We start from the raw sequence: 15,275 nt of genomic DNA on the forward strand, positions 1-15,275 counted from the left end.
ACTGTGGAACTTGGCTAGAATTTCATCTTAGAAAGTGTGCGTTTTTTAGACAGCATCATTTAAGTATGTTTTTGTTGTCAAACTTTATCTTTCGGATTAAACCGCCACAATAATTTGATAACCCAAACGACAAATTAAGATACTCACTAAAATCAAAAATAAGATACGAATAAAACCACTACCATATTTTAACGCCAAACGAACACCGAGTAATGAACCCGCAATATTGGCAACCGCCATCATCAACCCCAATGTAAACAGCACATGACCTGTGGGGACAAAAAAGCTGAGTGCAGCGAGATTGGTCATAAAATTGCCAATCTTCGACAAGGCTGAAGCATGTAAAAAATCGACTTGTAGAAAGCGAATGAAAAAGAAAATAAAGAAGCTACCCGTCCCTGGGCCAAAGATACCGTCATAGAAACCAATTGCTAAGCTTCCGATCGCAGCGAACATAAGCAGCTTCGGTGTAATCCGCTGATCGACATGCACTTGCCCAAATTGCTTTTTCATCAAGGTATAGACTGCAATGACAATCAACATGATCAAAACAAAGGGTCTTAGAATATGTGTCGGAATCATTGAGACACATGCCGCCCCTGCAAACGAGCTGACAAATGCAAAGATTGCTATCACCAACAATAGTGACCATTTCAATTTTACTCGTCGTACAAATGAAAAAGCAGCTGAAGCAGTGCCACAAATCGAAGCGAGTTTATTGGTTCCAAAAATCGTGGCTGGTGCGGTTTGAGGTAGTGCGCCCATCAATGCAGGAATTTGAATCAATCCACCACCACCAACGGCAGCATCAATCGTCCCCGCACAAAAAGCAAAGAAGATTAAGCTGAGAATGAGTTCCCATTCCATGGAGCAAGACCTTATAAGTTGAGTAAGCGTTTTGGTACAAGACGTTTTTTATCAGTGATTTCAGCTAAACCTAAACAACGCTCGCCATCGAAAACTAGCACCTCAGCTACAGCCTCATGATCAATATTGCTTTCTTGACCATTACCAAAATATTTTTCACGTCCTTCTGGTAATTGAACACGTGGAAAATGTTCTACAGGTGCATACACTGGAAGCAATAATGCATCCCGTTGTTCTTGTGACAAACTTTCTAAATACTCAATGGTATAGTCTGGATTAATTTCAAAATGACCCGTCTGAGTACGATGTAAATACGTCAAATGACCACCGCAACCCAAAGCTTCACCTATATTCTCTCCAAGTACACGGATATAAGTCCCTTTTGAACAGGTCACATCTAAAGTTAAACTATCTTCGTTAAAACTCACCAAAGTTAGATCATAAATCGTGACAGGACGCGCTGCTCGTTCAATCTCAATGCCCTGACGTGCCAACTCATATAAAGGGCGGCCTTCTCGTTTCAATGCAGAATACATCGGAGGCACTTGCTGAATATCACCACGAAATTGAGCCAAAACCTGTTCTACACTTTCACGAGTCAAAAGCGGAACATTTCGCTTTTGCAGAACATCGCCTTCAATATCTCCAGTCGTTGTGGTTTGTCCAAGTTTTACCGTCGTTTGATAACGTTTGGTTGAATCCAATAAATAATGAGAAAATTTGGTTGCTTCCCCTAAACAAATCGGCAATAAACCCGTTGCTAATGGATCTAAAGCACCTGTATGTCCTGCTTTTTGTGCATTAAAAAGTCGACGTACTTTTTGCAATGCTCCATTTGAACTCATCCCTATTGGCTTATTTAAAAGAAATACACCACTCAAATGACGATAAGCACTTTTTTTCATAAATAAAAAGTCGAAATACAAAGATACATTTTATCAAAACTATTCATTAATTTTTTAAAAATAACTGTTCAAAAAAAAAGCAATCATGCTAGACTCTTTTCGCTTTCGAAAACAAAAGAAAAATGGATGCGATTTTATGAATAAGAAAGGAAACAAAACGATCATCTACACTGGACTCATACTCAGTTCCATTTTATGTATCGTCGTTATTTATTGGTTCTATCTGAAGTCCGAAAACTATTCAGTAAATATAACATCGTCTTCTGAAAATCAATCTAGTCAACACGTTCAACAACTCAATTCACACAATAATTTAGCCCAAACATTACATGGATTTCAAAGCTCAAGCCAGACAGACACAGAAACCAATTGTCAGTTGCAATTTAATTCCTCAAAAAAATTGATTATAAATGAACAAACCCGAAACTGTTTCGAATATTTCCTATCACAGTATGGAGAAAGAAATATCACAGAAATTCGCAAGAATTTTCAACTTTATTTGGAACATCATTTTCAATCAGCACAACAACAGCAAATCTTAGCATTTTGGTCTCGTTATTTAGATTACCGCGAAGCACTGAGCCAACTACAAATACATGAAACAGCGAAGGAAAACTATCGCTATTTCCAAGCAGCTTTTCACGCCATACAAGATCTAAAACAACGCTTCTTTTCTACCACAGAAATAGAGGGGTTATTCGGCACAGAAGATGAATATCAACAATACACTCTCGATCGTATGCAAATTTTAGAGAATAACTCGCTAGATACGTCAACTAAAGCCAAATTACTCCAAGAGCGTTTTGAACAACTTCCTCAGGACTGGCAAGAAAATATTAAAGATTTATCTAGATTAGAAGATTTACGTGCATTAACAGCACAAATTAAAGCCCGCAATGGTTCTCCACAAGAATTACGTGATATGCGTCTTCATTTAGTTGGCGAAGCAGCAACACAACGCCTAGAACAACTTGATCAACAAAGATCAGTATGGAAGCAACAAGTACAATCCTATTTAGAAGAACGTAAAACCATCATCGATAGCAATATGAGTGCGTTTGCCAAGACTCAAGCAATTCAACAGCTCAAACAACAACAATTCAAATCCACACAAGAACAACAACGCCTACAAACATTTGAAACGATCTATGATCAAGGAGGGACACTACCATTTAGTTATTAAAAAACAAATACAAGACATTGAAAGATCATCAAAGGACAACGATGCAATGTCGGATTCAAATAAATCATTAAAGACCCAATTTAGGAATTTTAAAGAGAATAAAATGCAAAATTTAATTCGTTATCTTGCTTTAACTGCAATGACCATTGGTATCTCAACAAGCTATGCTTCAAATGCGACCCAAGTCAAAAGCAGCTTTGTTATTTCAGACTATGCAAAAACCAAATATCCCATTGTTTTTGTCCATGGTGTCGCGGGCTTTTCCCGTGTAGGTAGCGACCCGATGGGGGTCGATTATTGGCATCAGATCTTACCCAATATTGCAAGAAATGGCGGCAATGTTTGGGCTGCCCGTTTATCCCCATTTAACTCAAATGAAGTTCGTGGTGAGCAACTCTTACAGCAAACTGAAGAGATTTTAGCGATTACAGGCCAATCCAAAGTGAATTTTATCGCTCATAGCCAAGGCGGACCAACTTCCCGCTATGTTGCAGCGATGCTTCCTGAAAAAGTAGCGTCTATAACCAGTGTGAGTGGCACTCATAAAGGCTCACCTGTCGCTAGTCTTTTAATGAAAAGTACGGGAACCATGTTTGGTGATGCGAGTATTGCCTTGACTAATTTCTTTTCAGCGGCAACTGTTTGGGCCCAAGGACTTGATCCCCAAAGCTACCCTCATGATGCTGAGGCGGCTGGACAAAGTATTTCTGTGGAAGGTTCAGAAAAGTTCAATGCTCAATATCCAATGGGCGTTCCAACGACTGCTTGTGGAGAAGGTAGCTATCAAGAACAAGGAATTTATATGTATTCCTTTTCTGGCGTTCAAGCCGCGACCAATATTCTTGATCCACTTGACCCAATATTTATCGGTGGCAGTCTGATTGTTGATCCTAAAGGAGATAATGATGGTATGGTCAGCCGTTGCAGTGCGAAATTCGGTCGTACTATACGCGATAATCTGCCATGGAATCATGCGGATGAGGTGAACCATGTAATGGGATTAAAAGCACTGTTTGCACCTGATCCCGTTGATATCTACCGTCAACATGCTAATCGCCTTAAGTTGCAAGGCTTATAAACTCAGCATAAAAAAATGCGCCTCACGGCGCATTTTTTTATGCTTTACAACAAAGTTAAAATTAACCTTGTTTACGAGCTGGTAACTTTTCACGAATACGTGCAGCTTTACCAGACAACTCGCGTAGGTAGTAAAGTTTAGCACGACGAACGTCACCACGACGTTTCACTTCGATTTTAGCAACAATTGGAGAGTGAGTTTGGAAAACACGCTCAACACCAACACCGCTAGAAATTTTACGAACTGTGAAAGCTGAGTTTAAACCACGATTTTTCTTCGCGATTACAACACCTTCAAATGCTTGAAGACGCTCACGATCACCCTCTTTTACTTTAACCTGAACAACAACTGTGTCACCAGGAGCAAAAGCAGGGATATCAGTTTTTAACTGTGCATTTTCAACAGCTTGAACTAAAGGATGTTTACCACTCATTGTGGAATCTCCAATATGTGCGGGAGAGAAGAGGTCTCTTACACCGCTGAGGATAGAGGCTAAAGCGCATATCTCTCGTTTAACTTTCCCTTTAAAGCAGAATGCCTTAAAGAGCCTATTTATACTTAAATAACTTTAAGTATCTAAACTTTTTAGCCATTTTTTTTGCTGTTTGGTCAGCTCAACTTTTTCCACCAATTCTGGTCGACGATCTAAAGTTCGCTGATAACGCTGTAAAAAACGCCATTTCTCAATATTGGCATGATGTCCTGATTTTAGTACTTCAGGGACATCCAAACCTTCGAAATGGTCTGGCTTTGTATATTGTGGACAATCCAATAAACCATCCACAAAAGAATCTTGAACTGCAGATTGTTCGTCAGACATAACATTCGGCAAACGACGAATAATACTGTCCAACAACACCATCGCAGGTAATTCACCGCCCGATAAAACGTAATCTCCAATTGACCATTCTTGATCAACATAATGCTGGATTAAACGCTCATCAACACCCTCATAACGTCCACACAATACAATCAAACCATCATAATCAACGAATTGTTGTACTGCTTGTTCATTTAAGGTTTTGCCTTGTGGTGACATATATACCACTGGAGCATGAACACAGCCTGCTTGCGCTGCAAGTTGTTTAGCATGGGTAATTGCTTTCGCGAGTGGCTCAGCCATCATCACCATACCAGGACCACCACCGAACGGACGTTCATCCACTCGTCTATAGTTGCCCTCTGCAAAATCTCGAGGATTTATACAAGAGACTTGTACAATCTCTTTTTTTACAGCTCGACCGCTAATCCCGTACGCTGTAATCGCTGCAAACATTTCAGGAAATAATGTGATGACTGCAAAAAACACCGCAGACTCCTCTATTTTCCTGCTGCGCTACAACTCTATCAAGAGTTAGTAATCTACGCCCCAATTGACGTAAATGCGACCCGCTTCAAGATCAACACGTTGTACTACATCTTTATGCCAAGGAATCATTCGTTCTTCAGCGTCAATACTGTCAGGAGTTGCTTTTACAACCATGACATCATTGGCACCTGTTTCAAAAAGCTCAAAGATTTGACCGAGATTGACTTCCTGTTCATCCTCACCAAGACCAAACACAGTTAAGCCTTTAAGATCAGACCAGTAGTACTCGTCCACATCCGCTTTAGGAAGCTGAGATTTAGCAATCCAGATATTGGCACCGACTAAGTTTTCTGCACCAGTGCGATCAATCACACCTTTGAGCGAAACTACTAGGCCTTTACCATGTGGTTTCCAACGTTTTACATCGATGGTTTGCCAACCTGCCTTAGTCTCAATGTACCAAGGAAGGTAGTCAAACATATTGCTCATAGGCTCAGTATTTGAGTAAACCCAGAGCCACCCATTCAGTCCATATGCTGAACGTAACTGTCCAATCTGAATACGATCTTCGGGTACATTCTGTGTTGCTGTCATGGGTTACCTACTACAAACTTATGCAGTAGCTGCAGCTTTTTTAGCTTGAGCAGCTAAAGAAGCAACACGCTCAGAAGGTTGAGCACCTTGTGAAATCCAGTGTGCAAAACGGTCAGCATCTAAACGAACTTTTTCAGCTTTACCTTGTGCAGTTGGGTTAAAGAAACCAATACGCTCGATGAAACGACCATCACGTGCATTACGGCTATCAGTAACAACGATTTGATAGAATGGACGTTTTTTTGCACCACCGCGCGCTAAACGAATAACAACCATGAGAACAACCTTATAGTTTTTACGGATTATCCCTGCGCCGACCATCGACAGCATTTCAAACCCCTTTAATAGAGGGCGATATTCTACGTCAAATTTACACTGAATGAAAGATTAAATATTAAGTTATCCGCAGCTTTGAATTTAAATCGCTGAAATCTAAATTTATTACCACTCTTCAGAAGCTAAACCACAACTTTGATTGGTGATATTGGCTGGTGTTTTGGTCTTACATTTTAGGCCAGTACTGGTCATAAGTAAGGAGTAATTACGTGGATTTTGGCTTTCAGCCTTAAGTGACCAAGTCTGTGAATCAACCGTTAAAATCAAGGTGAATTTTTGCTTACCACTCGATGCATTTAAAGGTAAAAGCAACATTGTCTTGGTTGCATTATCCACATCTGCATAGGGTCCTACATTGCGCACAGGATCTCTTAATATGAATCCCTCATAACTGAAGTTACGCGTTCGATGTTGTTCTAATAATGCAGCAATCTTATGCATCTCTTGTTGAGCTGTTGATAAGTCTGCTTTACGAATATAAATGTCATAACTCGGGATGGCGATCACTGCTAGGATAGCAATGATCGCCACTGTGATCATCAGCTCAATCAGAGTAAATCCAGATCGCCTATTCATTACTTTCATACCATTTTAGTGGCACAATTTGACGGCGCATGGTATTGATTGGCATGCCATTCCCCCCTACGATGCTATCTTTGGCATTTGGATTCAATATTTGACGTGTTGCTTCATTTTTCTCATCCACTCCTGTACCCACCCCAGCCATTACATCTACTATTCCTCGTCCCGCGCCAAAACTCATATCCGTAACATTGAGTTCACAGATACCAAAAGGTAAACAATAACGTTGTACCGTAGTAATACCTTGAGCTTGCACTCGACAACTATCTGATGTGCCATTTGGGTTGTAAACGCTGGCATATAAACTTTTATTCATGACCACCATTTCACCCAAGACTTTACTCGATGCGGTATTGGTTATTGTTGTTTCATTACCATTTGAGTCTAGCTGCTTACCAATGACAGTTTCAGCAGAAATATACCAACCATTTTGTACGCGTTTATTACCTGAATTTTGTACATCTGACAGCGTCAAAGCAGTACCATTTAACTGAGATACATCCATTTTATGTAAATCATTTAATGTAAATTTTGCTGTCAGGGTTTGATGTTCAAACTTAAAGTTGGGATGAATGACTTCACGATCAAAAAGGTTGTAGATTGTACTCGTCGATGTTCTATCACTGAAAGGAAGACTCCGATTTCCTGAAGCAATACTAATCACAGCACGAGGTTGTTCATGCCCGTATACACTAAAGTTTGGCGCTTCATAAAAGCGTTCAGTTGGATTCTTGAAAATAAGTCGAGCAAATCCTTTATTCGAGCTAGCACCTAGATTTGCATCAAAATCGATACGCCAAACTTGCCCTCCCAAATCTCCAAAATAAAGATGATCTGTCAAACCATCACCATTGCGATCTGCTGTATTAATCCGACTAACCACACTGTATTTCATTGCATCGATCTGTAAGCTACTTGCTGCATTGGCACTCGCCCACCATAAAAGCTCCCCATTTTCGGCATCAAACATATACACACCCGCACCTTTTTCACCAGCTTGATGCGAATAGGCTAGGTTTTCATAGCGTGCATCATATCCACCACCAACGATCATGACGCGTTTCAATTGCCCTTTCCAATACACTTGCGTAATTGTTGGTTTAGACCAACTTTGCCCCATTTGGCTCAATGCGATCTGTGTATTGGTATCATTGATGATCTGATCTTGATTAATAATACGTTGATGATCTGGGTCGATGTGGAATTTAAGGACTGGTTCATTCAACTTAGCCAAATCGAGTGCATAATAACTACGCCCCCCCATACGCAAACCGCCATAGGCAACTTGTTTACCTTTTATGACTTTACCGGCATTATCTTTTAAGGTTGTGCCACTTGCATTTCTTGCTTCACCTACAGTTGCGACAACTCGACTACTACTGCTACCACTACTTACACGTTGCATTCCATAGACATATTCACTATATAAAGTCCAAGCACCATCTACACCATATGCCATATTGGCTTTAACACCTGTTTTCTCTTTTAAGAAAGCGTTACGTTGTTGACGGTTTTCCAACATTTCATTTGGTACAAATGCAAAAGTCTCCTCACCTGTTTTAGCATCGACCACATGTAATAAACCTTGTGTTGTACCAAACAACATATAGTCTTTACGCTCATTTATTGTACTATCCGCATTAAAAGTCGCTTCTTGCGTTAGTTTTATTGGCGTTGAATGTAGGTTCATACCAACCTGCCAATTGGTACGATTTGCTTCAGTTAAGTCGACTGCTGTAGCACCTTTTTCTAATTTATAGCCCAAGAGGCTCATCAAGTAATAATCTTCATCATTTGCATTGTCCCTTTGATTTGGCGCCAAGGAACAGCGACTACTATTTGAAGTATCTAAATAATGGTTATCTATTGTTTTTAATTGATGGGTAGCAACAAATCGAGTTTTCCCGCTTTCGTCATTTTCACAATCACGATTAATGAGCAAAGTCCTACCTGTAAGATTTGCTGATGTTTTCAAGCTCTCAAGTTTGGCAAGCAAACCGCCTTTATTCCAATCTCTTACATCATAAGAAGATGCGTTCGTACTCCACGCATCTTTAAGCTTATAAACTGAATTATCATCTTGAGCATAGTATTTTTTAAAGTTGCCTAACCAACTGGCTTTTTCCGTTGGCTCAAACATACTTTTATACACATCATTGGTCATACGATACGGGGTAAGCGGATCAGCAGGAAGCGTTTGCAATCCGACTGGGTCAGATTCCATTTCAATCAGATTTTGATTAAAGTCAAGAATACCTTCTGCAATACTCTGAGCACTCGATAATTGATACCAACCACCACCACCATGCACCCCCCAACGCGCTAAATTTGCAACATCAGCGTTATGATTAGGGTCTAATGGTACAGGAACGACATTATCTAATAACTTCGTGAGTTTGTTGGCCAAGTTATCCAAACCCAACAATCCCAACACAGCATTCAGCGCACTTAAAAGATTACCTACAACCCCAAGTAAGCTAGACAAAACTGTGGTTGGGGCTTTTATTGTTCCCAACTCTTCCGATGTCTTCGCATTTGGAATATGAGCAAAGTCTCGCCCAATACCACCAACTCCAGTTTTTATACCTACACCATTATTATAAGTTCCATCTTTCAGCACACCTGCATAATTTGCAATACAGTTCCAAGTCGCTGAGGATGAACCATTTGCCCATCCACTAGGAACAGTACCGCAATTAAAAACTGTATTACTTGATGGATTTAATGATCGACTCATTAATTTACGTACTGGGCTATTACTCGAATTAAAAGGTTCACGCGTTGCCCCTCCTAATAACCCATCAAGCAAATTTGGATCTAAATCAGGAATGCTACCAGTTAATACATATAGACCTTTAGCACTACACTGATTGCTTATTGTTGATGGTCCAACATAACGATTTCCTGATTTACTGGTAGCAACAGAGACAGGGAATCCACTATAAGCAGATGTATATTGGAGATTATCATTATAGCGATAAAAAGACTTCCATTGATTTAACTCTAGACCAATCAATGATGTTCCAGACGTAGGCACATCATGGCAATTTGTTGTATTTGTCGCTGTACATTTATTTCTATACCAATCCGGCTCACCTATCCCTAAAAGGCTAGAACTCGAGCCGCCCCAGCTACTACATTTCCCAGTTACATCATAATTATTACAACTTTGATATTCTCCATAACCAACAGGAATCCCGAGTACATTTAGTTCGATTTTTCTTGCACGACCAATCTCAACAATTCCAGTGCCTTTGGTAGTATTACTCAGCAAATATGCGCCTGTTTCAGCATAAGCTGTCGCTGTTGGCGTACTTAAACCAGCAAGATTTTTTAAATCATTAATTAAAGTCGGGATTGTACCCAAAGCTCCAAGAACGACACCAACAAGATCAAGCGCCAACAATTTACCCACCAAATCATTTACTTTGGTGGTGAGACTTGTGACTGGATCAACGCTACTTACTTCAGTGATTTTTGCTTTAATGTTGGCACGTTGTGCTGCATCTAATGGTTTCGCTTCAACAGCAATCATACCAGCCAATTCATTTTTTCCACTACCAGAAGCATTCATTGCAGGAAAAACAGAAAGACCTACAGAGACATTGTCAGGTAAAGCACTAATTCCCTTTTCAGGGTTTCCATCAATTACATCGTGGATGGCTTGTTTAACGCGATATAAGCGGTTGTAACAGCGATATGCAGGGCCTGCAATTGCTAGCGGCGGTCTCTCAACCAACTCACAACTATCTTTAATATATTGAACGGAGCCTTTTAATCCGAGAAGATCAGCACCCAAAACAGGATTGGTGATACCATCAACCCCTTCTAGAATTTGTGTAACAAGTAGAGATGGGATATAACATGATTGCGGATCTGTTGGCGCTCCCGTATCTAACTTCACCAAGCCTAATAAATTAATATCAACTGTAGCAACTTTACCAAGTAAACTGGTGACATTCCCGAGCAGACCACCACTTAAACATAGTGGATAATCACGCTGTAGATCTGCAATTGGATCTGCCCCCATACTTTGAGATAGATCCACCATCAACATAATCGTGTTACTACTGCTATTTTGTTGATAAATCTCAATATCACTTGCTGAAGCAATAGAGGAGAGTATTAAAAAGCTTGATAGCACAGTACAACTGAGCAATAACCCTTTTGCTTTGTCTTGTTGTTTACGCTCACGCTTGGTTAGTTTTCTCATTTTATTATTATTCATGACTCTTACTCCCCTATGAACCTGAAGGTTCAAAGTCAGATAAGAAGCGATATTCCGCTACTTGCATATTATACAAAGGGTTTTCTTCATTACTTTTTAAACAATTGGCTACCTGATTGTCGCCATCGTGATCAATACTTTTAGTCAAACAACCTTGTTTAGGATCCGTACTATCTGTAAACAATGTTTTATTAGGATCAGAAAGTAAGCCTTTCATTACTGAAATAACGTAAACACGTAAACGGATATTATTTTCAGTTTTTGCACCTAGACTTTCAGTACCGCGTGCTAAATCCGCAAATGGCACAGTCACCTGTTCTGTCTCGCGTTTAATGTATACCTGTGTCACAACAGCAGAACGACCACTCGATACTGAATCTTTATGGCAAGCTCCACTCCCCGTTGCCATATTTACAAAAGAGGTGCTGTTTAAACGATAGCTTGCATTACTCAATTGAAAGGGTTCAGTGCCCTCAAAGCACATCACCAATTCAGCATCTCTGTTGTTTTCATTCTTAAAGAAACCAACAATGCCATTTGTTGCAGCAATATGTTGCTGAAATGCAGGATTTTGGAAAGCCATTAATGCTGCATCAGAATTTTGTAACAACAATGTTTGCATCTGATTGTTACTCACCAACTTTAATGAACTCACACTTTGGCGAATAGCAAGCGTTCCAATGATCGTGATCAACAGCACTATCATGAGTACGATAATGAGTGTTGAACCTTTTTGATTATGCATCATGCTCAAGCCCCTCCCGTACAAGTCGTTTTACTGCTATCACACCCTTCAGTTACCCAACCCATTGCATTACGAAGTGATATTGTTTGATCTACAACCTGACGTAATCGAGTATCTTGATAGGTTGGTGTTAACGTTACCTGAGTACCAAGTACCTGAAATGGCTGTTTATTCCGATCTTTGATAATAGATTGATGCCCCGCAGAATCGGCAGATTGGACCAATACACCTATTTGAACAGCATGCACATGTGGGCGTACAGTTTGAACAACGCCATCTATATTCTTGGTTTTAGCACTCAAAGCCATATAATTTTTTATATCAGTATAAGCAAGTGAGCTATTTGCGCTCTCAAGCTCACCATCGATATAACCTAGACGAACTTGAAAAAAGTCTACATTTGGTAAAATCACCTGACTTGCTGACCAACTTAATAGCAGAGGATTTGCTTCAGTGGCAGCATCTAATTGTGCTTGTGTATATTGAGCAGCTTGACAACGCAGAGATTGACGTAAATCCGTTGATGTTGAACCAACAAAATAACGCTGAACAACAAATGTATCAGTTGCTATAGTATTTCCAGAACAATCGAAACCATCTTGTGGAGATCGATAACGAATTAACAACTGATCATTAGCTAAACCTGTAACATTGGCATTTCCAAAGCTGGTTAATTTGTTATCAGAAAAGCATGCCGTGCAATTTAAATTAATTTTTGATCCAACATTCTTTGAAGTTAGAATGATTCCTGAATACGCAATTTGATCATTGACCGCTGGCATCGGCGAGCTCAAATTTGCTTTACGAATATCATCAACGATGAAGTTTAATCCGAAACTTGCGCTATCCTGAATATGTGCCATCGCCTTTTGTAGCTTATAACTGGTCAGGCCAGTAATAAATAATTGTGTTGCTGCAGCGACAATAATTAAGCCTAGAGCCAAAGAGACCATCAGCTCAATCAAAGTAAATCCTGAGCGAGGATTAATAAAGTGAAACTTTGTCCGAGCGCAAGACGGAGAGCTATGCTCGAAGTGGCCCGATACCTCAAGACGAGAAGCTATGCTTTGGGTCCGAGGGTTTCGAGCGTAAGACGAAGAACTGTGTTTAACGTGATTTGTGAGGCTTTTTTTCATTTTAATACGCCTCCAAAAATAAACAGTGTGATCCTTTTACATACACACCATCTTTAATACATGTTTCTATCCCACGATTCCCAGATAAAGAAGTCTCTTCCCATGCAACATAGATACACTGTCTTGCTGCACCTGTTGGACATTCAGAAATAGATAAATTCATTCCATTATTTTTAGCATTTAGAGCAGCAATATTTAAATCTTGTTTTGCAATACTTGCGGCATCTCCAACAGTGGCAACCACTTCTGATGTTGGCACTGATACAGCACCCACAACATACGCTCCATCTCTTACCGCTTGAGGATTTGCTCTCATACGTTCTGCGAGATCACGTGCGATCGTGAGTGCTAAAACTTGTTTACTTGCCTCTAAACTAGCATCAACTGCCCTCAACTGTAAGGCAGCAAAACCAAGTACAGCAACAGCCAATAAGAACAATGCAACAAGTACCTCAACTAAACCCACACCTTTTTGATTGTTATATTTCATGTGCAAGCCCCCTCTCTTATTCTTGTATCTCCAGTGAGTCCAACGGCTATACAATAGGACAGCCCATTACGGAGCAAAATAAAATTTGAAGCAGCAGCAATACTTCCGTTATTTCTAAAAATAAGATGAGTTTCGGAACGACTATCAACCGTAATCCCTTTTTCTAAGTGTGCGACAAAAACTTTATTTTTATTTGGGTCAGTGATTCCAAGTGCTGTTATACAACTTGCTTCCGATAAAGAACTTAAACACATGCCTGTTGTACTACGTAATGTAACGGCTTGAGCCCGTGCTTCAGATATCTTTATTGCAATCTCACGTGCTGATGATTCTAATTTCTGTTTTGAATACATACTGGCAAATGAGGGGGCAGCCATGACCGCAATAATGGCAATAATGGAAATGGTTACAATCAGTTCAAATAACGTAAAGCCTGAGCGAGAATGAGCAAAGTGGAACTTTGCCCGAGCGCAAGACATAGAGCTATGCTCGAAGTGGTAAAGATAACACTGGGCAAAGCTTAGTCGCGTCGCGAGACGAGAAGCTATGCTTCGAATACGAGGATTCGTAATGCAAAACTTTATCCGTTGCATACAGCCCTCCTATATGCACAATTTTTATAATTTTGAATAATGTTCTAATGTTTAATTATCAATTTCCTACCAAAACAGAAGGAAATCTATTTTTTGTAGATAAAAGGTAGATATTGTCAGATAACCGATAAATTGTTTAAATAAAATTAACTTAAGTTGTAAAAATGATAAATAAATCACACATCAACAAGGTTAAATAAAGAGTTTAAGTAAATAAAAAAGCAAATATCGTGTGATATTTGCTTTGGTTAAATATTAATAAATTTATGATGAAATCAACGGCCATCCCAATTTGAAGTTGCTGACGGAACACAAGTCAATCCTGTCTTTTTATTACCTTTATCCCAACAACGTTCACCACGATGATTCAAGACAATATCACCATCTCCAACTTGTACGCCAGTTGGAACTGCTGTCAAAGTCCAAGTACCAGCCGTTACATTAGACAAGGTAAGATTATATAAGGTTGTTCCTCCAGACTGAGGTAAGGTTCCACTATGTCCAACATCAGCCAAACTGATTGCAGTGCCATTAGGTTTTAAAAACGTAAAATTCGCAATCTTATAACGCTGTAAGCGATTCGCCAGTTCCATCAAGTCTGCTTGAGCATCTGTACGTTTGGTCTTACGCACATGCTCTTGGTAGGATGGATAAGCGATTGCAGCTAAAATTCCAATAATTGCAACAACAATCATCAATTCAATAAGGGTAAAGCCTTGTATTTTTCTTACCATTCTTCTCGCCCTGTACCACATGTCGCATTATCGACATTCGTTGCTGTAATGTTTGCCTTGGTTTTATTTTTACAGCGGACTCCTGAACTGGTCATCAAAAAACTAAAGTTATCCACATTTGTTGTTTCGGCTGTTTTCCAAATACCGCGCATGACCCAGCTTTGTCCTGTTGCTGCACTATCTGTTAGTGATCTACTCACATCTGCTCCGTCACTAACAGTAATCGTATATTGAATCGCAGAACCTGTTGCACCAACGGGCAAAACAACCGTACTCGGAAACCCCAAATAATTGAAGTTTCTAGCTTTACTTCTTTCCAGTTCAGTTGATATGCGTTGCATTTCCTGCTGGGCTTGCGCAGCAATCGCACGCCGAACATATTCTTGATAACTTGGTATCGCTATTGCTGCAAAAATTGCAACAATAACGACAACAATCATTAGTTCAACCAAAGTAAACCCTTGTACAGAGGTTAACCGATTATTTTGCATTGCT

At 39.8% G+C, this 15,275-nt stretch carries 16 protein-coding genes; 2 read left to right on the top strand and 14 right to left on the bottom strand.

What is annotated here, in order from left to right; genetic code table 11:
- Positions 1–96 precede the first annotated feature (96 nt).
- Together AAC851_RS07555 and truB are read right to left on the bottom strand one after the other, a co-directional pair.
- A complete protein-coding gene (locus AAC851_RS07555; protein WP_075314606.1) occupies positions 97–867 on the bottom strand; it encodes a TSUP family transporter in 771 nt (256 codons plus the stop codon).
- 11 nt (positions 868–878) lie between these two features.
- Positions 879–1,772, bottom strand: a complete 894-nt coding sequence (gene truB, locus AAC851_RS07560) for a tRNA pseudouridine(55) synthase TruB (protein WP_075314604.1) — start codon at positions 1,770–1,772, stop codon at positions 879–881.
- A gap of 136 nt (positions 1,773–1,908) precedes the next feature.
- Between truB and AAC851_RS07565 the strand changes: the two genes are divergently transcribed.
- Positions 1,909–2,955, top strand: a complete 1,047-nt coding sequence (locus AAC851_RS07565) for a lipase secretion chaperone (protein ID WP_335982837.1) — start codon at positions 1,909–1,911, stop codon at positions 2,953–2,955.
- A gap of 103 nt (positions 2,956–3,058) precedes the next feature.
- Positions 3,059–4,033: an esterase/lipase family protein gene (locus AAC851_RS07570; RefSeq protein WP_340600700.1), complete on the top strand. Its 975-nt coding sequence runs from the start codon at positions 3,059–3,061 to the stop codon at positions 4,031–4,033.
- Between the two features lie 61 nt (positions 4,034–4,094).
- Here the strand turns inward: AAC851_RS07570 and rplS are convergent, their stop codons facing one another.
- From rplS to AAC851_RS07630, 12 genes are all read right to left on the bottom strand, one after another.
- A complete protein-coding gene (gene rplS, locus AAC851_RS07575; protein ID WP_004641247.1) occupies positions 4,095–4,466 on the bottom strand; it encodes a 50S ribosomal protein L19 in 372 nt (123 codons plus the stop codon).
- Positions 4,467–4,601: 135 nt separating this feature from the next.
- On the bottom strand, positions 4,602–5,342 hold the full coding sequence (trmD, locus tag AAC851_RS07580; RefSeq protein WP_004641249.1) for a tRNA (guanosine(37)-N1)-methyltransferase TrmD: 741 nt from the start codon (positions 5,340–5,342) through the stop codon (positions 4,602–4,604).
- A gap of 45 nt (positions 5,343–5,387) precedes the next feature.
- The gene (gene rimM / locus AAC851_RS07585; protein WP_004641251.1) at positions 5,388–5,936 is read right to left on the bottom strand and encodes a ribosome maturation factor RimM; all 549 of its coding nucleotides are present in this window, start codon (positions 5,934–5,936) and stop codon (positions 5,388–5,390) included.
- Positions 5,937–5,954: 18 nt separating this feature from the next.
- Positions 5,955–6,212: a 30S ribosomal protein S16 gene (gene rpsP / locus AAC851_RS07590; protein WP_004641253.1), complete on the bottom strand. Its 258-nt coding sequence runs from the start codon at positions 6,210–6,212 to the stop codon at positions 5,955–5,957.
- 165 nt (positions 6,213–6,377) lie between these two features.
- Positions 6,378–6,857: a type IV pilin protein gene (locus AAC851_RS07595; RefSeq protein ID WP_340600701.1), complete on the bottom strand. Its 480-nt coding sequence runs from the start codon at positions 6,855–6,857 to the stop codon at positions 6,378–6,380.
- Positions 6,841–11,082 (bottom strand): PilC/PilY family type IV pilus protein, encoded by a 4,242-nt coding sequence (locus AAC851_RS07600; RefSeq protein ID WP_340600702.1) that lies wholly within the window; start codon positions 11,080–11,082, stop codon positions 6,841–6,843. The genes AAC851_RS07595 and AAC851_RS07600 overlap by 17 nt, the downstream gene beginning before the upstream one ends.
- 13 nt (positions 11,083–11,095) lie before the next feature.
- A complete protein-coding gene (locus tag AAC851_RS07605; RefSeq protein WP_004641259.1) occupies positions 11,096–11,830 on the bottom strand; it encodes a pilus assembly PilX family protein in 735 nt (244 codons plus the stop codon).
- A 2-nt stretch (positions 11,831–11,832) separates the two neighbouring features.
- Positions 11,833–12,780, bottom strand: a complete 948-nt coding sequence (locus AAC851_RS07610) for a PilW family protein (protein WP_252716628.1) — start codon at positions 12,778–12,780, stop codon at positions 11,833–11,835.
- Positions 12,781–12,964: 184 nt separating this feature from the next.
- Positions 12,965–13,453 (bottom strand): type IV pilus modification protein PilV, encoded by a 489-nt coding sequence (gene pilV, locus AAC851_RS07615; protein WP_004641261.1) that lies wholly within the window; start codon positions 13,451–13,453, stop codon positions 12,965–12,967.
- On the bottom strand, positions 13,450–14,046 hold the full coding sequence (locus tag AAC851_RS07620; RefSeq protein ID WP_340600703.1) for a pilus assembly FimT family protein: 597 nt from the start codon (positions 14,044–14,046) through the stop codon (positions 13,450–13,452). Before AAC851_RS07620 ends, pilV begins: the two co-directional genes overlap by 4 nt.
- A 275-nt stretch (positions 14,047–14,321) precedes the next feature.
- Positions 14,322–14,780 carry a type IV pilin protein gene (locus AAC851_RS07625; protein ID WP_004641266.1) on the bottom strand — a complete coding sequence of 153 codons (459 nt, stop codon included), beginning with the start codon at positions 14,778–14,780 and terminating at the stop codon, positions 14,322–14,324.
- On the bottom strand, positions 14,774–15,271 hold the full coding sequence (locus tag AAC851_RS07630; RefSeq protein ID WP_340600704.1) for a type IV pilin protein: 498 nt from the start codon (positions 15,269–15,271) through the stop codon (positions 14,774–14,776). Before AAC851_RS07630 ends, AAC851_RS07625 begins: the two co-directional genes overlap by 7 nt.
- Positions 15,272–15,275 lie beyond the last annotated feature (4 nt).

It is taken from the genome of Acinetobacter sp. HZNU-JH01, assembly GCF_037996845.1.
Classification (GTDB): domain Bacteria; phylum Pseudomonadota; class Gammaproteobacteria; order Pseudomonadales; family Moraxellaceae; genus Acinetobacter; species Acinetobacter haemolyticus.